This is a genomic window from Marinomonas sp. ATLA20 (assembly GCF_057180105.1).
The window spans coordinates 405589-429069 of the sequence record NZ_JBXUKU010000002.1 but is presented as its reverse complement, the minus strand read 5'-3'; the positions used below and the strand labels follow the sequence as shown (position 1 = coordinate 429069).

Sequence of the window (23481 nt, the reverse complement as noted above, 5' to 3'; positions counted from 1 at the left end):
ATCTGAGCCATGATCAAACTCTTCAGTTAAAAAGTTTGCTTACTCAAAATCTATTACACTAACAATAACTTAATCATTTCATCGTCCCGAAAGACAACAAAACAACATAAAGCGAATTGACGTGTTAGACGTTTCGCAAGACTTCAATTTTTTGACCATCTCGAATCAGTTAAAAACCAACCCGGACAATCTTCTGAAGCCTCCAGCGAGCGCCCACACAAATTATCTGATTATCTATTTTAAAGAGCGTCTGATTCATCGTTGAACTTGCTTACCTTAGTAAGTTGCAAACCGTTGTTTGCGTCGTTCTCCGTGTCAGTGGGTGCGTATAATACATCCCCAAAAATTCTGTGCAAGCTCTTTTTTTAAATTCTTTTAATAATTTTAGTTTCTTCATAACAAGCCCTAGTTAAACAAAAAGACACCTCAGTGTCTTTCTGTTTAACTCATTGCTTTAGTAGCCTAACCCTCTACCCTACAATACGAACAAATGATGCTTTTTCTTACCCAGCTTAACAAGGAAGTATTTACCGAAGTAACCATTCTCAGCAGTAAAAATATCTGACGCTGCCATATTGTCACCCACCCCTCTTGCGACGCCATTAACAAACACAGAGTTACGCTGTAGTGCATCTTTAACCTGCTTACCGCTAGCAGCCAATCCTGCATCAGCCATTAGACTAGTAAGCGGAGTCTCAGTCAGATCAACCCCAACCAAAGAACTACTTGGCAAACCATCAAGTTGAATTTGCTCAAGATCTTGCTCACTTAATTGGTCTGCCTCACCACTAAATAAGGCATTGGTAATACGTTCGGCAGCTTGCAAACCGTCTTCACCATGAACTAATTTAGTTGCCTCTCGAGCAAGAATAGACTGAGCCTGAGGTTTACCACCACTTTCTTTATCAGCTTTTTCAATTGCATCAATCTCTGCAAGACCTAAAAAGGTAAAAAATTTCAAAAATTTATAAACATCAGCATCCGCAGTATTCAGCCAAAATTGGTAGAATGCATATTGGCTTGTTTTAGTAGAGTCTAACCAAACCGCGCCAGATTCAGTTTTACCAAACTTCGTCCCATCTGATTTTGTAACCAAAGGAACCGTCAAGCCAAAAGTCTGAGATTGATTTTGACGACGTGAAAGATCAATGCCACCAACAATATTTCCCCACTGATCACTCCCCCCAACTTGCAAAGTACAATCGTAAGCTCTATTTAATTCTGCAAAGTCCATCCCCTGTAACAAGGCATAAGAAAATTCTGTAAAAGAAATACCAGCACCTTCTCTATTAAGTCGCTGCTGAACAGACTCTTTATTGATCATTGCATTGACAGAGAAATGCTTACCGATATCTCGCAAAAAATCCAGCACACTCATTTCACCAGCCCAATCGAGATTATTCACCACTCGCGCAGGGTTAGGTACATCATCAAATTTTACAAACTGACTAACTTGCCCTCGAATTTTTTCAGCCCAACTAGCAACAATATCAGATGTATTAAGTTGACGTTCAGCCGCTTTAAAGCTGGGGTCACCAATAAGGCCGGTCGCACCACCGACCAAAGCTATCGGATTGTGCCCTGCATCTTGGAAACGCTTTAACACAAGAAGCGGAACAAGGTGCCCCAAATGCAAGCTGTCTGCGGTCGGATCAAAACCACAATAAAGAGTACGACTTCCACCATCAAGATGTTTTTTGAGCTCATCTTCTGCCGTCATTTGGGCGATAAGTCCGCGAGCTTGCAAGTCATTTAAAAGGTCTTTACTGCTTACAGTCATTATTTTGATCCATATCCTAGTTAGTTTATCTTACTTAAGCATTCAATTATAAAAGTAATGTTGGTAGGATTATAAGGCTTTTATTAAAGATTTTTTCAGGTACGTATTTTGACCAAGCTATTACCAACAAAGCACCTACTCCTAATTTCTGGAGTAAGCGCACTACTCGCCATAGTTCTTATTGCATTTCCTGAAAAGGAAACGGACGATAACAACCTCATATCCATCGAAGCTAACTTTGAGGTGATAGATCAGTCCCAACTTATGTTGCAGGATCTACAAAAACTCACACCCAGAAGCAACGTAACTCCACTAGCCGCCATCCCAGCTAGCGATACAAGTTCCACATACGATATCCCAGCACCTCAAAATCTAGTAAAAAAGAGTAGCCCTGCAACATTTAAAGAACAATCCGTTGAAGTAAAATCAGGAGACTCTCTGTCTAAAGTACTATCACCCGAAGGGATATCTGCACAAGACATCTACAAGGTATCTTTAGCTGACAAAAAACAAAAAACACTACTCCAAATGAGACCTGGACAGACAATTAACTTTACAAAAAATGAGACAACTGGCGAGCTTACACAACTCACTCTCATACTTAATCGACTGGACAGCGTGACCTTTGAACGCGACAACGATAAATTCAACAGAACAGAAACCTCTAAAACACCAGAAATCGTCCAAGCCTATAAAGAAGCAGAGATTAACAACTCACTTTTTGTTGATGGCCTAAAAGCAGGAATCGATCAACCCCTACTTATTGAGTTAGCTAATATTTTTGGTTGGGATATAGACTTTGCTTTAGATATAAGAAAAGGCGACAGCCTTAGTATCCTCTATGAAGAGAACTTCCTTGATGGAGAGAAAATCGGACACGGCAATATAATAGCTGCCCAATTCATCAACAATGGTCGAACCTATCAAGCAATAAGGTTCAAGACAGAGAAGGGAGCAAGCTATTACACACCTGACGGGCTTGCTATGAGAAAAGCATTTATACGTACCCCCGTGGACTTCACAAGAATATCGTCAAAATTCAACCCAAATAGATTACACCCTATTTTCAAAACCAGTCGACCACACAGAGGGGTAGATTATGCCGCTGCAAGCGGCACCCCTGTGAAGGCCGCAGGCGATGGAAAAATATCCTTTGCAGGAAAGCAAAATGGATACGGAAATGTCGTTATTATTGATCATGGCAAAGGCTACCAAACCCTTTATGCCCACCTAAAAGGCTTTGCTAGAGGAACAAAACGTGGAGCCAGAGTTCAACAAGGAAAGATTATTGCATACGTAGGTCAAACCGGCTGGGCAACAGGACCTCACCTACACTATGAATTCAGAATAAATGGCACCCATAAAAACCCAGTAACAGTGAAGCTGCCAAATGATGATCCGATGCCTAAAAACGATTTGAAAAAATACCTACCTTACGCAAAGCAGGTAGTCGTGACACTATCAAACTCACACTCTCCATCGTTTGCACAAAAATTTGCATCCTTAAAAGACTAACATAACACCCTCCCTATGCATGACCCTCATTATTGTATGCGGGACATGCAAGCCACCCCGTCGCCCCTATACTGAGAACAACATAAGACCTATACAAAAAAGGCCCACCTAACAGCGTTAGGCGGGCCTTTAAAACCAATCAAGCTAATTGCTATAGAGCCTTAGCTTTATACACAATGCCAGGATGACACTGAACGATCTCAAAATAATCAGACAACCCACTTAACGCTTCAGACCCACCGAGAAACAAATAACCGCCCGGCTTCAATGAAGCGTGCATCCTTTTTAATATGTCCAGCTTAAGGTCAACGGTGAAATAAATCAGAACATTTCGACAAAAGATGACATCAAACTTACCTAACATAGAAAACGAATCAATAAGGTTTAAGTACTTAAACTCTACACGAGAGCTTAAATGAGGTTTAATTTTCCAAGTTAAGTCATTTATTTTATCAAAATAACGACGCTGCAAATCTGCACCAAGACCTCGAGCAATCGCTAAACTGTCGTACTCTCCCTGCTTTGCATGCTTCAGTATATTAGTACAAATATCTGTCGCCACTATCTTCTCGCCCGGCTTCAATATACCAGGGCGAGAAGACTTAAACTCTTCAATAACCATACTGATCGAATATGGCTCTTGGCCAGTAGAGGATGCCGCAGACCAAATTTTCAAAGGCGCTGCCGTCATTTCTGGCAATACTTTATCTTTTAGGATTGCAAACGGATGAGAATCCCTAAACCAAAGAGTCTCATTTGTTGTCATTGCATTAATGACTTCTTCTTTTAATTTAGATCCACTCAATCTTTCTAGAGCATCAACCAATTGCTCAATCTTAGAAAAGCCTTCTCTCTCCAAGATTTTGCCTAGCCGACTGGCGACTAAATACTGCTTATTATCACTCAGTGAGATACCGCACACTTTCTGCAGGTAGTCTCTGAACCTGATATATCCATTAGGTGTAATTGCATTTGTACTACTGAGCATTAAAACTCCATAAGTGACAGGTTCAAGAAATAGGACTCCGTAACAAAGAGCCTAGAAATTACTCTGACTGTACCTGCACTGTTTCTATCGCTAATCGAGCTAATTCGTCCGGCTGAAACTTCGCTAAGAAGCCATCCGCCCCAACTTTTTTCACCATCGCCTCATTAAACACACCACTTAAGGAGGTATGAAGAAGGATAAATAAATCCTGTAAGCGACTATCATTACGAATTGCCGTTGTTAACGTATAACCATCCATCTCAGGCATCTCGATATCAGAAATAACCATAGAGAACTCCTTAGTTACATCTTTACCCTCCGCCACCATCCCTTGAAGATAAGTAAGTGCTTCACGACCATCACATAAAACAGTAGTCGCAAAACCAACTTGTTCCATACAACGTTTAATCTGCTTACGCGCAACAGAAGAGTCATCAACAATAAGAATATGATGCTTTTGCGCGTTCTCCGTTACACCAGCGTTAACAATACCCTCTGATATATCCTGACGAGTAGGCGCAACTTCAGAGAGTATTTGCTCAACATCAATTATCTCGACCATTTCTTTGTCAACCTGACAAACAGCGGTCAGGTAATTATCATTGGACAAACCCTTTGGAGGTGGCTGAATATCACTCCAGTTCATATTCACAATACGCTCGACACCACGAACCAAGAACCCTTGAATACGACGGTTATATTCCGTAATAATTACAAAGCACTGGCTAATGTTTTCGATTGGGCTAGCCCCTGTCGCCAACCCTAAATCTAAGATTGGGATAGTACCACCACGAATATGCGCCACCCCTCTAACAACAGGAGAGCTGTGAGGCATAGTGGTTAACTTAGGACACTGCAACACTTCCTTAACTTTAAAGACGTTAATGCCATAAATTTGCTTACCATTTAAGCGAAACAACAGCAATTCAAGTCGGTTTTCCCCTACAAGCTGCGTACGTTGGTTAACAGTATCCAAAACTCCAGCCATAAACGCCTCCAAAATGTGTAAACATTGTATGAGGTATTACCTCAAAATTGTTAAAATGCATCATCCAATGATAAAGTGAATTTAAATATTTTACTAACTATCTTATTTATAACGTAATAATAAACAAAGAGTACAAATCATGCTAATTATAAGGCTAATAATAGCCTTCATATACTTCCAAGCTGGGCCGCTACAGGCCGCATCGACAGAAGAACAAATTAACCACTACATAAACCAAGTAGAGATCCCTCGGCTATCAGAAGTATACCCAGATGCAACAATCAACATTACACTAAACAATCTCGCCGCACTTAATTACTTACCAGATTGCGAAAGCAAATCGATCCAAATCAGCAACCAAAGGCCGGAAGCAACGAAACGCACAAACTATGAGGTTAGTTGCGACTCACCAACATGGAAGTCTTATATTCCCGTTACCCAGTCCATAACCATACCAGCAATTAAAACCATCACCCCAATCAATCGCGGCCAAGTCATTTCTAAATCAAATACCGACACCGGCGAAGTGGACATAGCTAACCTAAGAGGACATGTCTATACCAAGAGAAATCCGCCTTATGGCCTAATCGCTTCCCGCAACTTACGTATTAACACCATCATAACAGACGACCTAACCAACCAACCAACCCTGATAAAAAAAGGCGATTCCGTGCTAATTACCGCTAGCAGTGGGACTATTATAGTCAGAATGAACGGAGTTGCTTTGGAAAATGGTATAAAAGGACAACAAATCCGAGTCAAAAACACAAGTTCTGAACGAATTATATACGCCAAAGTTGTAACTAACAGTGAGGTTCTTGTAAACTATTGAGTATAAACTCATCGGCAATCAATAAATTCTTTTTTTAAGGGCTTTTTACTAAAGTTCCTGTAGACCAAGCCGACAATATAGACAGGCAAATCATTAAAGGGCGGAAAACCCAATGGCAATACATTTTACAGGTCTATCAAACCAGAGCACGATCAACAAAAGCGAACGATCGCAAAAAGACGATGCTGCAAGCAGTGCAACAGAAAAACAAAGTGCAGTCCAAAGTGGAGGCACATTAGCAGAAGATACCGTAAAGCTAAGTGGCACGGCTCAAATACTGCAAAACCAGCAATCGAAAATTAACAGCATGCCAGATGTTGATATGGATAAAGTGGAACAAATAAAAAACGCGATTGCATCTGGCGAATACAAAATCGACACACAGAAGCTAGCAAATAATATGGCTTCTATGGATTCGCTGTTCTAGACTGTACAACTTATACAGTCTGTAAACGGTTTGTCTTATGATTCCTATCGCGCCTATATTTGTCAGAAGCAAAGAGATACTGCAAGAGCTCTCTTCGCTTCTTGATAAAGAACGATTGGCATATGGTGAACTGGACAGCGAAGTCATAATCAATCTATCTGAACAAAAGCAGACCCTTCTTGATGAAATGAATTTACTCAATGAGAAAAGAATCAACATTCTCATTAAATTCGATATTGTCGACAGAAAAAAACCCACCGAAGAAGAATTTAAGAATTGGCTTAACAAACAAGATAGCTCAATGGACAGTGTTCGTCTTTTAATGCAAGAGTGCGAAACATTACTCAAGAAATGCAAAACACAAAACAACACCAACGCCCGAGTACTAAACACCCTACAAAAGCGCAACAAGCATCTTTTTGAGTTGCTTCAAGGCCACAGCAGTAAAAATAAAGTGTATACAGCAAGAGGTTCCACTCGCCCAATAAGTAGCAAACACACACTTGGACGCGCTTAAAAATTGATAAAAATCAACATCATACTTTGCTTGCATTTGTATTTTACGACCAATTAATGTATAAATCCTACCTTAAAATAAGTCCTCATAGGTAAACAGGATATACCGGCCGCCTCCTAAGCAGCTATTCCAGGTTCGAGTCCTGGTGGGGACACCATTTTAGATATTCCAAAAAAAAGAGCCTTTCGACTCTTCTCTAAAATCATCTTACCGTCAATAGTCTATTCAACTTCAATAACTTCAAAACTATGCACGATTTTAACACCACCTCTCTCCAACATTAGAGAGGCAGAGCAGTACTCTTCTGCAGATAACTTCACCGCACGAGCAACCACACTTTCTTTAAGGTTACGACCTGTAACGACAAAATGTACTCGAATCTCTGTAAATACCGCAGGAACAGCGTCCGCTCGATCTGCATCAATCTGAGCCACACAGGACACAACATCTTGACGGGATTTTTTTAAAATACCGACTACATCATAAGAGGTACAGCCGCCCAACCCAGCAAGCAAAAGCTCCATCGGCCTTGGCCCAGCCACCTGATTACCGTCAATCTCTACCTTAAAACCAGAACCTGTTTCTGCAGTAAAATGCACATCTTCTTGCCAACTAACATTCGTCTTCATATTTCTACCTTACCTAATTTTGCTACAACCAAAGCTATGGCTACGACTGAAACAGCTCAGCCAATTTTTCACCTGGGTCATCAGCAACCATAAATGCCTCCCCAACTAAAAACGCATGAATACCTTTTTGTCGCATTAACGCCACATCACTACGAGTATGAATCCCGCTCTCTGTCACAATCAATCGATCGGAAGGCACACTTCCCATTAATTCAAACGTATGATCTAAACTAAGTTCAAAGGTATGAAGATCTCGATTATTAATTCCAAGCAATTCTGTTTCAGTATATTCCAAAGCTAAATCCAACTCTGGACGATTATGCACTTCTACTAAAACATCCATACCCAAATCACGAGCCATTTTATCTAGCTCACGTAATTTATCGCCACTTAAACATGCGGCAATAAGTAAGATACAATCTGCACCAATCGCTCTAGATTCTAGCACCTGATACTCATCAACAATGAAATCCTTACGAATCACAGGTAATTTACAGGCTGAACGCGCTTCAACTAAATAATCTTCATGCCCTTTGAAGAAATCACTGTCCGTTAGAACAGATAAACAAGCGGCCCCAGAGCGCTCATAGGAACGAGCGATATCGGCTGGAACAAATGGATCCCTTAATACACCTTTGCTTGGAGAAGCTTGCTTAATCTCAGCAATAACACCAGATTTACCGATCGCTATTTGATGCCTTAGTGCATGAGCAAAACCACGAGGCTCGTTATGAACATTCGCAACAGATGCAGCGACCTCTAAGTTTCCATAAGGTGTATGAGATTTACGCTCAGTAATCTCTTCGTATTTTCGAGCTACAATTTTCTTTAAAATTGTCGGTGTTTCTATTTGCATTAGGCTACCGCTCCTATAATTACAGTGAGTCAGGACTCATAAAACAACGTGTAAAACTAGCCAATTCAGACATCTTAACTTTGGCTGTACCACCACCAATCACGTCTTCCGCAATATTCACCCCTTCCGCTAAACTATCTGCAATACCTGACACGTAAATGGCGGCACCAGCATTTAAAGCTACTATGTCTCTAGCGGGGTTGACCTTCCCTTTGCCATCCAACGCCATTTTCACTAAAGCAAGACTTTCAGTTGCATCGACAGCTTGAATCGTATCAATAGATTGCAATGGAATCCCAAAATCCTCAGGAGAAATTTTATATTCTAGGATCTCTCCATTTTTTAACTCAGCAACATACGTAGGTGCTGCAATACTAATTTCATCCAAACCGTCTTCAGAGTGAACCACCATCACGTGCTCACTTCCAAGCGCCTTTAAAACCTCAGCAATAGGACGAACCCATTTTCGATGAAAAACGCCCATCACTTGGCATTTTGCATTGGCCGGATTCGTTAACGGCCCAAGCAGATTAAAAATAGTACGTGTGCCCATTTCTTTTCGAGGGCCTACCGCGTACTTCATGGCGGAATGGTGATTCGGCGCAAACATAAAACCTAAACCAATTTCTTCAACACAACGGCAAACCTGCGCTGCATCCAGACCAAGATAAATCCCAGCTTGTTCTAGCACATCGGCACTGCCCGATTTCGAAGACACAGAACGCCCACCATGCTTAGCTACCTTGCCACCAGCAGAAGCAACGACAAAAGCCGATGCAGTAGACACATTAAATAAGTTACCACCATCTCCGCCAGTACCACAGGTATCAACCACATGCTCAAGATCCAAATGAACCTTACTGGATAATTCGCGCATAACCTGAGCAGCTGCCGTAATTTCTTCGACCGTTTCACCTTTCATTCTTAGGCCAATTAAAAAACCGCCTATCTGTGCTGGCGTAGCTTTTCCCGTCATGATGCCATTCATCACTATTCGCATCTCATCAGCGCTCAAATCTTGGCGCTCAACAACAGCAGCAATCGCCTTCTGAATATTCACCAGCCTCTCCTATCGTGTAAAAACTATCTTGTTAAGAAATTGGCCAATAAAGCATGGCCCGACTCAGTCAGAATCGACTCAGGATGAAATTGCACTCCTTCAACGGCAAGCGTTTTATGTCGAATTCCCATAATTTCCTCTCTATCACCTGCTACGTTTTGGCTCCAAGCAGTTACCTCTAGACAATCGGGCAGCGTGTCAACAGAAACAACCAAAGAATGATAACGCGTCGCTGTCTGTGGGTTTGGCAAACCAGAAAACACAGAGGTGTTTTGATGATAGATTAACGAGGTTTTACCATGCATAACATTTTTAGCACGAATTACCTCACCACCAAATACCTGACCAATACTTTGATGACCTAAGCAAATACCCAATATTGGAATTTTCCCAGCAAACGCCGCAATGGCAGCCAATGAAACACCCGCTTCATTGGGCGTGCATGGCCCTGGTGAAATTACCAAATGCGAAGGCGCAAGCCGCTCAATTTCTTCAACACTAATTTCATCGTTACGATAAACCTGCACATCCGCACCCAACTCACGAAAATACTGCACAAGGTTGTAAGTAAAAGAATCATAGTTATCAATCATCAATAACATAAAGAAGGGACACGCCTATAAAACAATGTTGATATACCTGCGCCACAATCCAAAGAAGCAGACACAAAAAAAACAGAATGCATTTTCAAAGAATATAAAAACATGCATCTTTAACGTGCGCTAAATTCTACACTGTCATGAACACTCTGTCTCGCCAGACCTCACACTCCTTAGATAGAAGAAACCAAAAACAAGGTACACAACATACTCGATTCTTTCATCCGCTGGTGCAGTAATTTGCCATTCTTATTTCAGCGTTTTGGAAGGTTTTCAATAATATTGAGCAAAAACAAAGCCTTGTTTGATATACAAGTGGTTATACCGCACACTAGAAACCATGTTATCTTTACTGCCATCATTTAGTGTTTTAAGGATGCCCTGTGCATAGCCAAGTCGCCGCCCTCATCGAAACCCTCATTCATGACGAACACTCACCCGAGTCCGTTAACAAGGCCATTTCTGAGTTAACACCAGATGATGTGGCGCTAGCCCTTGAATCCATACCGCTCGTCCAACGACGACAAGCGTGGGCCAATATCAAGCAAGCAAATCGCCTTGATATCTTGGTTGAAATGCGCGGAGAATCTCGCCAGTTATTATTAAAAGAGCTAGACGACTCAGAAATAGAAACGCTGTTCACTGATGTCGACGCTGAAGACCTACTCGAGATAACCGATTCCTTACCAGACCGCTTGGTCGACATTGCTCTAAAGCAGATGGACAATAAGCAACGTGAGTATTACCAACAAGGTATTGTTTACGATGATGATGTTGTCGGTCGTTGGATTGATCACGAGCTGTTAATCGCCTCTCAATCCATTCGTACCTCAGAAGCACTAAGGTTGCTTAAAAAGAGCACTCCAGATTACACAGACATGGTGTATTTAGTAAACAGAACAGGCCGCTGGGTTGGCTGTGTAAAGTTCGACAAGCTATTCAAAGCACAAGGCCATGAACCTATTTCAAGCCTAATTGATGAAGATTGCACCTTCATCCGCGCTGACACAGAACTAACGAAAGCCGCAGAGCTATTAGAACGATCTTCTCTATCGGCACTTCCTGTAGTTGATGAAAATCAAATTTTATTAGGGCGTTTTCACGCAGGACTCGCCATGGAAACATGGCGTTTAGAGCATGAAGCTCAGCAGATGTCGACTGCAGGTCTAAACGAAGAATCAGACTTATTTGCCCCAGTAAAACGCAGCGCAGCAACGCGTGGCATTTGGCTTGGCATAAATTTATTGACGGCATTTTTAGCATCCGCTTTTATCGGGCTATTTGAAGCCACCCTTCAGCAAGTCGTTGCACTCGCCGTATTAATGCCTGTTGTTGCTTCCATGGGTGGCATTGCGGGTAGTCAGACCCTAACCCTGATTGTACGGGGTTTAGCGCTTGGGCAAATAACCCGCAGCAACTTAAAGTCTTTATTATCTAAAGAACTAAAAGTCGGTGGATTAAACGGCATTTTGTGGGCGATTGTCATTGGCGTTGTGACTTTATGGTGGTTCGAAAGCCCAATGCTTGGCATGGTCATTGGCCTAGCCATTATCGTTAATATCATCATGGCAGCCCTATCAGGTGTTTTAATACCGGTCTTACTGGATAAATTACGCATAGACCCAGCGTTATCTGGATCGGTCATTTTAACCACAGTGACCGATATTGCAGGTTTTGTTGCCTTCTTGGGCTTGGGCACCTTATTACTTATATAGTCGAATGTAACTTTCGAACCACTCACGAACAAGACAAAGGTATAGAGAAATAATAATGAACTGGGAAACAATGCAAGTATATTTAGGTCTGGGTGATACTAAGATGCACTGGATCGTTCGAGTCTTTTTAGTGGTACTGACCACTCTCACCATCAACTTTATTGCAACTCGCATTTTAATGCGCATAGACAAACAACTAGAAAAAACCAAAACACCTTGGGATAACGTTTTAATTCACGCTGCGCAAAAACCAATTGGTGTATTCATATGGTTAGCAGGGTTAAGCGTCGCGGCAGAGATATCTGGCAAAGAGTTAGACCCTAACTTCATATCTTTCATTAAGGCGACCCGCGAAGTCGGCATTATTGCCCTGCTAACCTGGTTTGTTTTACGCTGCATCTCCGAAAGTGAAAGAACGCTAACGACTTCAAATAAAATTTCAACCACCGTTGATTACACAACAGCCAGCGCAATCAGCAAGCTGTTACGAGCAACAGTCATTATTACCGCCGTATTAGTAGCGTTACAGACTCTAGGCTATAGCATTTCTGGGGTATTAGCATTTGGCGGTGTAGGCGGCATTGCCGTAGGCTTTGCTGCTAAAGATTTACTGGCTAATTTCTTTGGCGGGTTAATGGTTTACTTAGATCGCCCTTTTGCTATTGGTGACTGGGTTCGTTCACCTGACAAAAACATTGAAGGAACCGTAGAGCACATAGGCTGGCGTCAAACCCGTATTCGTACCTTTGATAAACGCCCTTTATATGTGCCTAATTCAACTTTTTCATTAATTTCAGTCGAAAACCCATCTCGCATGTCCCATCGCCGCATTAACGAGACCATAGGTGTCCGCTATTGCGACTTTAGCCTTCTCTCAACTGTCCTATCTGAGATAAAAGAGATGATTGCCAACCATGAAGACCTAGACACCAACGAAATATATATGGTGAATTTTAACCAGTTCGGTCCATCGTCTCTAGACTTCTTCATTTACGCTTATACAAAAACCGTAGATTGGCGAACTTTTCATGACGTTAAACAAGATGTACTTTTCAAAGCCATGCAGATTATTGAATCACATGACGCTGAAGTTGCCTTCCCGACCCATACGGTTCATATGGCGAATGATAGTCGAATGACACTGTTGTCAGAGCAATCAAAACCATCTGAGCAGAATTCAGCAAAGCAGTCACAGAAAGAACAAGAACCAACACAACAGCCTGCGAACGATCAGGACTCAAAGTAATCCATTAAAATATACACTTAAGCACAAAAAAGGGGGCAAACCAAAAGCAGTTTGACCCCTTTATTTTTCTCAGCAAAGATTGAATCAGACCAACAACTCGGCTAAATCATCAATGATCGCATCAGCACCTAATCCAGCAAGATCAACACCTTGATGATAACCATAGGTCACCAAGGCGCACTTAAAGCCAGCATTGTTTGCAGCGTTATAATCTGTAATGGAATCCCCGATCATTAAGCAGTTTTCAGGCAACGCCTCAATCGACTCGCTGCAATGCAGTAAAGGCATAGCGGATGGCTTTTTCTCTTCTAAGGTGTCACCACCCAACAACCAACCAAACTGCTCTGTCAATTCAAAATGATCCAACATTGGCTTAACAAACACGCTAGGCTTGTTAGTGACCAAAGCAACAGGAACACCGTTATGTTTAAAAGCTTTTAGCAAGGCTTTCACATTGGGGTAAAGCGTCGTGCCGTCGGTCAAATGCGCATGATAGTGTGTCAGAAAAATCCGATACGCCTCTTCATGTCGAGCCGAATCAATCTCCGCCCACTCAAGCGCTTGCATAATCAACTTAGCTGAACCAAAGCCAACCCAGCCACGGACAAGCTCTTCACCTGCAGGCGCTGCACCAAGCTCAACCAAAAAAGCATCCACAGCACCCGCGATATCAGGCACGCTGTCTACTAGGGTACCATCAAGGTCCAAGCAAACAAGTGCTGGCCAACCATCAAACCACTTAGAGAAATAGCTAGGTGTTTTCATTAACGTGTACTCGCCAATTCTTTGCGCATTGTATCGATGACTGATTTATAATCATCTTTGCCAAAAATAGCTGAGCCTGCCACAAACGTGTCTGCACCAGCGCGCGCGATCTCAGCGATGTTCTTTTCACTAACACCACCATCCACTTCAAGACGAATGTCGTAACCGCTGGCATCAATCAGAGCACGAGCTTCGCGCAATTTATCTAAAGTACCAGGAATAAAAGATTGACCGCCAAAGCCTGGGTTAACCGACATTAGCAAAACCATATCAACTTTATCCATCACATACTTTAAATGCTCAAGAGGCGTGGCGGGGTTAAATACCAAACCCGCCTTACACCCACCGTCCCGAATCATTTGCAAAGAGCGATCAATGTGCTCGCTGGCTTCTGGATGAAACGTAATAAAAGACGCCCCAGCCTCGATAAAGTCGCCAATCATACGATCTACTGGCTTCACCATCAGATGTACATCAATGTCAGCAGTTACACCATGCTTGCGTAACGCTTTACAGACCATAGGGCCAATCGTTAAATTAGGAACATAATGATTGTCCATCACATCAAAGTGGATGATGTCGGCTCCAGCCTCCAAGACATTATCGACCTCTTCGCCTAATCGAGCAAAATCGGCAGAAAGGATAGAAGGGGCAATGATAAAATCATTCATATCTGACTCCAGCAGTGACACAATAAAGGTCTCATAATGAAAATTTAGACCGTATTTTAACAAGGCCTTTAAAAGAAGTATTGAAAACAATGAATAAATTTACTGCTTTGCGTCACGCTATCATTGCACTTCTTTCCTTGAGCACAACGTCAAGTCTTTTGGCTGAAGAATCTCAAGCAACGCCTAACGCCCCATCAACCCAACAACAATACACACCAACACAAAACAACAAAGACTATATTATCCCTAAGCCTCAAGCTTCTCGGATTGATGCGCTAAAAACCTCGTTAACAATAAGGCGACTCGACCACCAAATACAAACCTTAGAAGCGGATGGAGCGCCTTTCCTTGCTCTTTATAGACAATCTCTCACCAGTTCAACTCAAGGCTGTGTGATCATGCTGCATTCAGACAATGAACACCCTGATTGGCCTGATGCCATCGCACCGTTACGCAACGCCATGCCCGAATACAGTTGGTGCACCTTATCTATTGAAGTACCCGACATAATCAAACGTGCAGAGCCTGTAAAAATAGACACACCACTAGCAAACAACACACAACCGACAGCGTCTGAATTGCCTAACCAAGCAATCGTTTTTGCTCGTATTCAAGCCGCTATTAATAATGCTCAAACGCGAGACGTCGATCAATTCGTTTTTCTAGGTTATGGCACAGGAGCCAGTTACGCTCTCAGTTTTTTAGTGGCGAATCCAAATGCAGGCGACGCATTAGCACTTATTGACATAGAAGCACCAAAAAACCTATCCAACTATGAGGTCGCACAAAAAATTCGCCAAGTCTCTCTGCCCATACTAGATTATTATGTAAACAAAACAGGTAACGATCAGTTTGCGTTATGGCGCAAACAAGCCGCTAATCAAAGAACAGATAGAAACGGCGAATTCATCCAGATAGACGCCCTACCAGATAGGGTCAATGGAAAAAACAACAAACAATTGTTAGTCCAGCGGGTTCGTGGCTTTTTAAAACAGAACACCACCCAAATAAACCAACGAAAGTCACTACCGGGCGCAAAAAAAGGGCTTTTCTATGAAAGCCCCATAAACAATTAACAATTTAAAAACACGTTTACTTCCGCGCGTTCTTGACCATTTCATAAGCGGACTGAATTTCTTGAGTTCGTTCTTTTGCTAACTCAATCATTTCGTCTGGCAAACCTTTTGAGCTTAACTTGTCAGGGTGATTTTTACTCATGAGACGTCGATAAGCTTTTTTGATATCGGCATCGCTCATCTCTGGCGTCACACCCAAAGCTTCATAGGCTGCCTTCAACAGATCTTTTGACCCCATATTGGACGAGGAGTCATTAGAAGAGGACTGATAACCTTGTCTAAAGTGAGCCTGCTGCTTAACCTGAATGTGTAGCGCCTCAAACTCAGCCACAGACACACCAAGATACGCACAAACTTGTGACACAAATGATTTTTCTTCAACACTAAAATGCCCGTCTGCATAAGCAGATACCAGCAATACCTCTAATAAAGTACGAGTTAAATCACCAGGACCGACAACTTGCTTAAAGTTACTTAAAACAGATGCAAGGTCAAAATTGTCTGATTTACCTTCATTAAATAACTGCTTAGCTTGCTCTTGAGCGGCAGGCGATAATCGTAAACGTTGCATGACAGATTGCGCTAATTGGATCTCAGCTTCGGAAACTTGACCATCTGACTTAGCTAATCGTCCCATCAACAAAAATAATGTACGAAAAAATGTTTCTTGCTGAAGACGCATATCAGCACGACCACGAATACTGCCGAAAGCACCGCCAGTTTGTGCTCTATCAACGACACCACCGACAATAAAGCCAAGCAGACCGCCTAAAAAACCCGCTAAAATATAACCCAAAATTGCGCAAACAATTTTCCACATAAAGATATTTCTCCAGAATCGGTAGCCCCTACGGGCCTGCTTAGATTATCATTTGTCTTATAACGTGGATCCGCTTATGGGCAGCATCCGATTTCGGACAATAATTATTGGCGACAAGTATACCCTGCATGGTTAAGCATTTACGCACCTACGCTTTATTTTTTCAAAGTCTTTTCATATTGCCTCTTGCACACGCGCAAGCAGATCAATGGGACTGGACGCCCAGAGAATCCCTAACGACGGAGCAGCAAGCGCAGCTAAGTCAGTATTGTCAGGGATCCTATATTAACGCCTGGAAAACGAACGACGTCAAAGGGACAAACCTCAAAGCGGACCTTATTGTTCGCGATAAAAATGGGGTTATTCACCTTCAAGGGGCTGCCGAAATCTTACAGCCACAATCTACTTTGTCTGCGAACAAAATAGAAGGTATCCCAAATCAGTATTATCGAGCTACTGGCAATGTAACCCTACGTGGTGAAAACCAACTAATACGCAGTTCAAGCAGTTATATTGGCGACAATGATAATGAACCAACGAAATTCAAAGACGCAAAATTCCTTAGCTATGACAGTCGCGCTCGTATAGAAGCAAAGTCCTTATCTCATAGCCAAGATGGCGTTGTGTTTATCGAAGACGGCTTTTTTACAACTTGCGAACCCAATCAAGAAAGCTGGAAGCTGTTTGGTAGCTCAATTAAACTGGATACAAAAAGTGGATTTGGCACTGCAAAGCACGTACAAATTCGTATCGGTGAACTGCCTATTTTCTATTTTCCTTGGCTGCGCTTCCCAATAAACGACACTCGCCAAACTGGCTTTTTATTCCCTAGCTTTGGCTATTCAGGGACAGATGGCCTTAGCTTTTCAGCACCCTTTTATTGGAATATTGCACCAAACTACGATGCTACAATCACGCCACAATTTATCCAAAACAAGGGAGAAGGAATTGACCTAGAGTTTCGTCATTTAAGCCCGTATGGTGAAACGACATATGAACAATCCACTTTCTCTGATAACGACGAAGGTCAGCAAACTCTTCTGAAGTTAACAACAACACAAAAGTTCAATCAATATTTCAACGCTGGATTTTTATTAGAAGACAACCCAACCAAAAACAAATTTCCAGAAGCAAACAACACCTCGATTGGTGAAAAAGATCATTATGAGCGTAGCGCGTATTTTAGCTTTAATAATGGAAACTTTCTCAATAAAGTCACTTATTTAACTTATCAAACACCAGATAATACCATTGATGAGCCATTTGAATGGTTGCCGCGCATTGATAGCTCATATCGCCTAGCAAACTCTTTTTTAGGCATAGACATAGATGCTCAATACACTGACTTCCATGATCCGGCCGAAGATGATTTCGATGGCAAACGCACAGCATTAAAGGGAGACCTCAAGCTCAATTTAAGTGGTGCTTGGTGGCGTCTTACACCGGGTATTTTGACTCAATATCGAGATTACAACCTTCACAGCTATACAAGTAATACAGACAGCAGCGTCTCTGTCGGACATGCTAGTAGCTACCTTGATTCATCATTGCTTTTTGAGCGCCATTATTTAGACAATCAAACAAAGTGGCGACAAACCCTTGAACCTCGCTTAAGCTACTTGAATTCCCCATTCCAAGCACAAAATCAAATTCCTGTTTTTGATGCAAGCGAACCAACGATGACGTACTCTCAGGCGTTTAGCCATACCCGCTTTAACGGCAATGACCGCATTGGTGATACCGAACAAGTTACGCTTGGTTTAGAAAGCCGTCTGTATGATGAAAACAATAATGAAAAATGGTCGTTTAAAGCCGGTCAGATCTTCTATTTAGAGGACCGTTATGTTGGTATTAGTGGGAATACAGTCAAAGGCTCGGCTGTAGAAGATTCAAAGCGCAGTGACCTACTAACATCGGCTAATTACAATGGCAATCGTTACAGCCTAACGGGAAATATGAATTATAACCTTGACGATAGCGAAGTAAACTTGGCTCAACTCATTGCATCCATGGAACCCGTTGACGATATCAAAATAAACTTAAGTTATTTGTACTCGATCAACAATACAGATTCAGATGACGACGCTAAGCAAGCCAGCATAGGAACCATTTTTCCAATCAACCAAAATTGGTCCATGTATACACAATATACCTACGATTTCTTAAGAGAGGACTCCACCAAAGAGATTATAGGGTTAGGCTATGAAAACTGCTGTATCAAGGTATCAATGAGTTATCAAGATTGGCTCAATGATGACAATGAATTTGATAGAGGCATATTTTTACAATTTATTTTACGTAGTTTAAGCAGTGTAGGTCGCGCTAACAGCAATGGCCACAATATTGCGGATGACTATTGGAACCAAGGAAAAGTTGGATATTAATCATGAAGTTGTTTTCTTTTATTTCTTTCATTCTACTGATATTAATCCCCCTGCAAGCTCTACATGCAGAACCTACAAAAATTGACGGTATAGCAGCCATTGTTGACTCTAAACCTATCTTAGAAAGCGACATCGTGAGCCGCTTTCAGATTGTAAAAGATCGAGTTCCTGGCGGCGTAATGACTGATAATATTCACCGCCAAATACTCAACCAAATGATAGATGAAGCATTGCAGGTCAATTATGCTCGCAAAGTCGGCATGCGAGCCTCTAGCTCTGAAGTGGACAATGCTATCCTAGGCGTAGCGAAAAATATGAACCTTGACTTACAAGGCTTAAAGAATGTCCTTGCAAGCAAAGGTATTAATTACACACGTTACCGTGAGCAAATTGAACAAGAAATCCTAATTAACAACATAAAACGAGAAATTGTTAAAAAGCGTATCGCTATTTCTGACCAAGAAATTAACGACTATCTCAGCTCAGACACTAGTATCACAAAAGAAAAAGATCAGGCACATCTGCGCCATCTACTTATTCGCGCAAGCAACCCCGAAGAAGCAGCAGCAAAAATCAATAGCATTGCCAAAAACATAAATTCTGAAAATGACTTTGTTCAACAAGCGATTGAAAACTCAGATGGCCAATTTGCCATTGAAGGTGGTGATTTGGGGTGGCGTCCACTCAATCAGTTGCCACCACTATTTGTACGAGCATTAGAAACAGAAAAAGGCCCACTAATTGGCCCCTTACAAAGTAATGCAGGCTTTCACCTATTGTGGGTAATTGAAAAGCGCTCTCCAGATGTCACCTTACAGCAACAAACCAAAGCACGACATATCCTAGTTAGGGCAAATGAAATACGAAATATGGATCAAACCAAAGCCCTTGCAGATGAACTTTATAAAAAGTTAGAAAACGGTGCGGACTTCGCTCAATTAGCCAAAGAATATAGCGAAGACCAAGGCTCAACACTACAAGGTGGTGATTTGGGCTGGGTTACCCCAGGTACAATGGTCCCAGAGTTTGAAGACATGATGAAAAAAACCAGTGTCGGAGGTATCAGCAAACCATTCCGTACACAATTTGGCTGGCATATATTAGAAGTTGAAGGCCGCCGTGAAGCCGACATCAGCGACAAAGTGAAACGTAGCAATGCAGAACGCGCTTTAATGGCACAGAAACAAGATATCGTGCTTGGCAATTGGCTTGATGAGCTACGTGCTGACGCCTTTATTGACATTAAAAAATAAGAGAAAACAATGGCACATAATCCGGTAGAGTCATTCCCCATTATTGCCATTACCTCTGGTGAACCCGCAGGTATCGGCCCAGATATTATTTTAACGGCTTTAAACGAGCAGACGTTCTCTGCTCGTTTAATTATCCTCGCGGACCCAGAATTACTGAAAGAAAGAGCGTTAGCTTTAGGTATTACGGCAGACATTCAAACACTCAACAAACCAGAAGATGCCAAAGCACATAAGCAAGGCACTATTAGCGTCTTGCCAATACAAATGGCGAAAAAAGCCATGGCAGGCACTCTGGATATTGCCAACTCAGCCTATGTTTTAGAAACCTTGAAACAAGCGGGAGAAGGCTGCATTCGAAAAGAGTTTGATGCCATTGTTACGCCGCCTGTTCACAAGGGTATTTTGTGCGAAACCGGTGTACACTTTTCTGGGCACACTGAGTTCTTTCAAGCCCAATGCCAGTCTCCTCATGTTGTCATGATGCTAGCGACAGAAGCTATGAAGGTAGCACTAGTAACCACTCACCTACCTTTAAAAGATGTTTCTGCAGCCATTACAGAACAAAGTATAAGCCTTGTAGTGAAAGCACTAAACCAAGATCTCCAAGAGAAATTTGGCGTTGCACAACCTAAAATTTTAGTTTGTGGGCTAAATCCTCATGCAGGTGAAGATGGTCACCTTGGCCGAGAAGAAATTGACGTTATCATTCCGACACTCAATAAGCTGCGCCAAGAGGGTTTAAACCTAATAGGACCGCTACCAGCAGACACACTGTTCACACCAAAATACCTAAATGATGCCGACTGCGCCTTGGCTATGTATCACGATCAAGGCTTACCTGTGTTAAAATACTCAGGTTTTGGTAATGCCGTAAATATTACTTTAGGCTTACCCATTATTCGGACATCCGTCGACCACGGCACAGCCATTGATTTGGCTGGCACAGGCAAAGCAAATAACGGCAGCCTTAAAGTGGCCATTCAACATGCTATTAACATGGCAAATAACGCGAAAAAGTTTTCTAAATGAGCAAACCACAACCCCATAAAGCCAGAAAAAGATTCGGCCAAAACTTCCTTCATGATCACGGTGTTATTCGACGCATTGTAGCCTGTATTGGACCTAAAAAAGGTCAGCGTATCGTTGAGATCGGGCCCGGTAAAGGCGCACTAACGGAAGGTATTATCAGTGTCACTGAGCGCATGGATGTCGTTGAGCTTGATCGAGACCTGATCCCTATTTTAAAAGTGAATCTGTTTCGCTTCCCTGAACTTACTGTTCATGAAGCCGATGCGATGAAGTTTGACTTCACCTCCCTAAGAACAGAAGAACAAGCTATTCGCGTTGTAGGCAACTTACCTTACAACATATCAACTCCGCTTATTTTTCACTTATTAAGCCAAGCGGATGCTATTGAAGACATGCACTTCATGCTTCAGAAAGAAGTTGTCGATCGTTTAGCAGCACGCCCTGGCGACAGCTTATATGGTCGTTTAAGTGTTATGGCTCAGTATTATTGCGCTGTCGAATCACTATTCATCGTTGGGCCAGAATCCTTTGACCCCGCGCCGAAAGTGGATTCTGCGATTGTCAGAATGACGCCACACAAAACGCTGCCTTACCCAGTAAACAACATCAAAATGCTCGAAGATATGGTAAGAATCGGCTTCCAGCAGCGTCGTAAAACCCTGCGCAATAACTATAAAGGCGTGTTAGACAATGATGATTTTGCCGCATTGAACATTGATCCAACACTGCGTCCAGAAAGATTAGACGTAGAAGACTTTGTTCGAATCACCAACTACGTCCTCAAAAAGGAAGGGTAAATGCAAAAATATGATGTCGTGGTTTCCGTTCGCACAGAATACTTAGCTAACCAATCAACACCAGCTGAGTCACGCTATGTATTTGCTTATCATATTTCTATTACCAACTGCGGAACCGAATCAGCCAAGCTTCAAACTCGTCATTGGATAATCACTGATGGCAACGAACAAGTTCAAGAAGTCAAAGGCAGCGGCGTCATTGGAGAATACCCATATTTGGGACCTGGTGAATCATTTCATTACACCAGCGGTACAGTGATGGAAACTGTGGTTGGTAGCATGCAAGGCAGCTATCAGTTTCTGGCCGATGATGGCACAGAGTTCAAAGCCCCTATTCGTCCGTTCACCTTGTCCGTTCCAAACCAGGTTCACTGAGGCTATCTATGGCAACCTATGTTATTGGTGATTTACAAGGCTGTCTGACGCCTCTTGTTCAGCTATTAGAACAAATCAATTACCACCCCGAGCAAGATAAACTTTGGTTCGCTGGGGATTTAATCAACCGCGGTGAGGAATCATTAGAAACACTGCGTTTCATCAAATCTTTAGGCAATAATGCGACCGTAGTTTTAGGTAATCATGACCTTCATTTACTCGCTGTATCTCATGGCTACGGAAAGCTGAAACGTGGCGATACGCTGGCAGAAATACTCACTGCTGGCGATCGTGATGATTTGATGAATTGGTTACGCAATCAACCTCTCTTTCATTATGATGAGCAACTTAATACCGTTATGACTCATGCAGGTATTCCACCTTGCTGGGATTTAATACAGGCACAAGCTCTAGCCAAAGAAGTCGAAGATAAACTGAAATCAGACAGTGTTGATGAATTTTTTGCCACCATGTATGGTAATAAGCCAAATAAATGGAGCGACGACCTAACAGGGCTGGATCGCCTTCGTGCGATTACCAATTATCTAACTCGCATGCGATTCTGCGATGAAAGCAGTAAGCTCGATCTAGAATCAAAAGAAGGCATCAACACAGCCGCGAAAGGCTACGCACCATGGTTTAACTACCCAACAAACGTACCTGAAAACTGCCACATTGTTTTCGGTCACTGGGCCGCACTAGAAGGCAAAACCCAGAAAGAACGCATTCATGCACTTGATACGGGTTGCGTCTGGGGTGGGAGCCTGACCGCATTACGCCTTGAAGACAGACATCGCTTCAGTACACCTTGCACAATTAATCGGAAGAACTCATGACTTACACTTGTATCGACATCGCTGACGCTCTACCAATCATTGAAAGTAACGCTGCTGTCGTAGATATCCGTGACTTGGTTAGCTTTGAAAATAGCCACATGACAAATGCTATTAACCTTACCAATGACAACGTTCAAAATTTCATTGATAACACAGATAAAAACCAACCCGTTATTGTCTGCTGTTATCACGGCAATAGCAGCAAGGGTGCGGCAGAATACCTAGCCTCTCAGGGCTTTAAAGAAGTTTACTCTTTAAATGGCGGCTTTAGTCAATGGAGCGCAATGTTCCCAGACCAATGCGAGACAGGTAACTAAATAACA

24 protein-coding genes and 1 tRNA gene are annotated in these 23481 nt (G+C 42.3%); 15 read left to right on the top strand and 10 right to left on the bottom strand.

Annotation, left to right across the window (positions count from 1 at the left end):
- Window positions 1-475 precede the first annotated feature (475 nt).
- Window positions 476-1780, bottom strand: coding sequence for a tyrosine--tRNA ligase (gene tyrS, locus AC2A4J_RS06405; RefSeq protein WP_484175359.1), 1305 nt, complete (start codon window positions 1778-1780; stop codon window positions 476-478).
- Window positions 1781-1888: 108 nt separating this feature from the next.
- On the opposite strand from tyrS, the gene AC2A4J_RS06400 reads away from it, so the two are divergent.
- Window positions 1889-3295, top strand: coding sequence for a peptidoglycan DD-metalloendopeptidase family protein (locus tag AC2A4J_RS06400; RefSeq protein WP_484175358.1), 1407 nt, complete (start codon window positions 1889-1891; stop codon window positions 3293-3295).
- A gap of 151 nt (window positions 3296-3446) precedes the next feature.
- Here the strand turns inward: AC2A4J_RS06400 and AC2A4J_RS06395 are convergent, their stop codons facing one another.
- Window positions 3447-4283 (bottom strand): CheR family methyltransferase, encoded by an 837-nt coding sequence (locus tag AC2A4J_RS06395; protein WP_484175357.1) that lies wholly within the window; start codon window positions 4281-4283, stop codon window positions 3447-3449.
- Between the two features lie 58 nt (window positions 4284-4341).
- Entirely contained in the window at window positions 4342-5271 is a 930-nt protein-coding gene (locus AC2A4J_RS06390) for a chemotaxis protein CheV (RefSeq protein WP_484175356.1), read from the bottom strand.
- A 139-nt stretch (window positions 5272-5410) separates the two neighbouring features.
- Here AC2A4J_RS06390 and flgA point away from each other — a divergent pair, with 139 nt between their 5' ends.
- The 4 genes from flgA (at window position 5411) to AC2A4J_RS06370 (ending at window position 7204) form a co-directional block, all read left to right on the top strand.
- On the top strand, window positions 5411-6103 hold the full coding sequence (gene flgA / locus AC2A4J_RS06385; RefSeq protein WP_484175355.1) for a flagellar basal body P-ring formation chaperone FlgA: 693 nt from the start codon (window positions 5411-5413) through the stop codon (window positions 6101-6103).
- 112 nt (window positions 6104-6215) lie between these two features.
- Window positions 6216-6530, top strand: coding sequence for a flagellar biosynthesis anti-sigma factor FlgM (gene flgM, locus AC2A4J_RS06380; RefSeq protein ID WP_484175354.1), 315 nt, complete (start codon window positions 6216-6218; stop codon window positions 6528-6530).
- Between the two features lie 37 nt (window positions 6531-6567).
- The gene (locus tag AC2A4J_RS06375; RefSeq protein ID WP_484175353.1) at window positions 6568-7047 is read left to right on the top strand and encodes a flagella synthesis protein FlgN; all 480 of its coding nucleotides are present in this window, start codon (window positions 6568-6570) and stop codon (window positions 7045-7047) included.
- Window positions 7048-7128: 81 nt separating this feature from the next.
- Window positions 7129-7204, top strand: a tRNA-Arg gene (locus AC2A4J_RS06370).
- 64 nt (window positions 7205-7268) lie between these two features.
- Here AC2A4J_RS06370 and AC2A4J_RS06365 read toward each other — a convergent pair.
- From AC2A4J_RS06365 to AC2A4J_RS06350, 4 genes are read right to left on the bottom strand one after another with little or no spacing between them, the layout of a single operon-like run.
- Complete coding sequence (locus AC2A4J_RS06365) at window positions 7269-7676, bottom strand: OsmC family protein (protein WP_255826183.1); 408 nt, start codon at window positions 7674-7676, stop codon at window positions 7269-7271.
- Window positions 7677-7716: 40 nt separating this feature from the next.
- Entirely contained in the window at window positions 7717-8532 is an 816-nt protein-coding gene (trpC, locus tag AC2A4J_RS06360) for an indole-3-glycerol phosphate synthase TrpC (protein ID WP_484175352.1), read from the bottom strand.
- A 19-nt stretch (window positions 8533-8551) separates the two neighbouring features.
- Window positions 8552-9592: an anthranilate phosphoribosyltransferase gene (trpD, locus tag AC2A4J_RS06355; RefSeq protein WP_484175351.1), complete on the bottom strand. Its 1041-nt coding sequence runs from the start codon at window positions 9590-9592 to the stop codon at window positions 8552-8554.
- Between the two features lie 23 nt (window positions 9593-9615).
- A complete protein-coding gene (locus AC2A4J_RS06350) occupies window positions 9616-10194 on the bottom strand; it encodes an aminodeoxychorismate/anthranilate synthase component II (RefSeq protein ID WP_484175350.1) in 579 nt (192 codons plus the stop codon).
- Between the two features lie 380 nt (window positions 10195-10574).
- Between AC2A4J_RS06350 and AC2A4J_RS06345 the strand changes: the two genes are divergently transcribed.
- Both AC2A4J_RS06345 and AC2A4J_RS06340 read left to right on the top strand, forming a co-directional pair.
- The gene (locus AC2A4J_RS06345; RefSeq protein WP_484175349.1) at window positions 10575-11906 is read left to right on the top strand and encodes a magnesium transporter; all 1332 of its coding nucleotides are present in this window, start codon (window positions 10575-10577) and stop codon (window positions 11904-11906) included.
- Window positions 11907-11961: 55 nt separating this feature from the next.
- Window positions 11962-13152 carry a mechanosensitive ion channel family protein gene (locus tag AC2A4J_RS06340; RefSeq protein WP_484175348.1) on the top strand — a complete coding sequence of 397 codons (1191 nt, stop codon included), beginning with the start codon at window positions 11962-11964 and terminating at the stop codon, window positions 13150-13152.
- Window positions 13153-13236: 84 nt separating this feature from the next.
- On the opposite strand, the gene AC2A4J_RS06335 is transcribed toward AC2A4J_RS06340, so the two are convergent.
- Both AC2A4J_RS06335 and rpe read right to left on the bottom strand, forming a co-directional pair.
- On the bottom strand, window positions 13237-13917 hold the full coding sequence (locus AC2A4J_RS06335; RefSeq protein ID WP_484175347.1) for a phosphoglycolate phosphatase: 681 nt from the start codon (window positions 13915-13917) through the stop codon (window positions 13237-13239).
- Entirely contained in the window at window positions 13917-14588 is a 672-nt protein-coding gene (gene rpe / locus AC2A4J_RS06330) for a ribulose-phosphate 3-epimerase (protein ID WP_255826195.1), read from the bottom strand. Before rpe ends, AC2A4J_RS06335 begins: the two co-directional genes overlap by 1 nt.
- Before the next feature lie 89 nt (window positions 14589-14677).
- Here rpe and AC2A4J_RS06325 point away from each other — a divergent pair, with 89 nt between their 5' ends.
- Window positions 14678-15664, top strand: a complete 987-nt coding sequence (locus AC2A4J_RS06325) for a DUF3530 family protein (RefSeq protein ID WP_484175346.1) — start codon at window positions 14678-14680, stop codon at window positions 15662-15664.
- Window positions 15665-15680: 16 nt separating this feature from the next.
- On the opposite strand, the gene djlA is transcribed toward AC2A4J_RS06325, so the two are convergent.
- A complete protein-coding gene (gene djlA, locus AC2A4J_RS06320; protein ID WP_255826199.1) occupies window positions 15681-16484 on the bottom strand; it encodes a co-chaperone DjlA in 804 nt (267 codons plus the stop codon).
- Window positions 16485-16612: 128 nt separating this feature from the next.
- Between djlA and AC2A4J_RS06315 the strand changes: the two genes are divergently transcribed.
- The 7 genes from AC2A4J_RS06315 to glpE are packed head-to-tail and all read left to right on the top strand — an operon-like array spanning window position 16613 to window position 23475.
- On the top strand, window positions 16613-18868 hold the full coding sequence (locus AC2A4J_RS06315; protein WP_484175345.1) for an LPS-assembly protein LptD: 2256 nt from the start codon (window positions 16613-16615) through the stop codon (window positions 18866-18868).
- A 2-nt stretch (window positions 18869-18870) separates the two neighbouring features.
- Window positions 18871-20121: a peptidylprolyl isomerase gene (locus tag AC2A4J_RS06310; RefSeq protein ID WP_484175344.1), complete on the top strand. Its 1251-nt coding sequence runs from the start codon at window positions 18871-18873 to the stop codon at window positions 20119-20121.
- 9 nt (window positions 20122-20130) lie between these two features.
- Complete coding sequence (pdxA, locus tag AC2A4J_RS06305) at window positions 20131-21150, top strand: 4-hydroxythreonine-4-phosphate dehydrogenase PdxA (RefSeq protein WP_484175343.1); 1020 nt, start codon at window positions 20131-20133, stop codon at window positions 21148-21150.
- Entirely contained in the window at window positions 21147-21947 is an 801-nt protein-coding gene (gene rsmA, locus AC2A4J_RS06300) for a 16S rRNA (adenine(1518)-N(6)/adenine(1519)-N(6))-dimethyltransferase RsmA (RefSeq protein ID WP_484175342.1), read from the top strand. The genes pdxA and rsmA overlap by 4 nt, the downstream gene beginning before the upstream one ends.
- Window positions 21948-22322, top strand: a complete 375-nt coding sequence (gene apaG, locus AC2A4J_RS06295) for a Co2+/Mg2+ efflux protein ApaG (protein WP_255826209.1) — start codon at window positions 21948-21950, stop codon at window positions 22320-22322. It begins immediately after the preceding gene.
- 8 nt (window positions 22323-22330) lie between these two features.
- A complete protein-coding gene (locus AC2A4J_RS06290; protein ID WP_484175341.1) occupies window positions 22331-23158 on the top strand; it encodes a symmetrical bis(5'-nucleosyl)-tetraphosphatase in 828 nt (275 codons plus the stop codon).
- Complete coding sequence (gene glpE / locus AC2A4J_RS06285; protein WP_255826213.1) at window positions 23155-23475, top strand: thiosulfate sulfurtransferase GlpE; 321 nt, start codon at window positions 23155-23157, stop codon at window positions 23473-23475. Before AC2A4J_RS06290 ends, glpE begins: the two co-directional genes overlap by 4 nt.
- Window positions 23476-23481 lie beyond the last annotated feature (6 nt).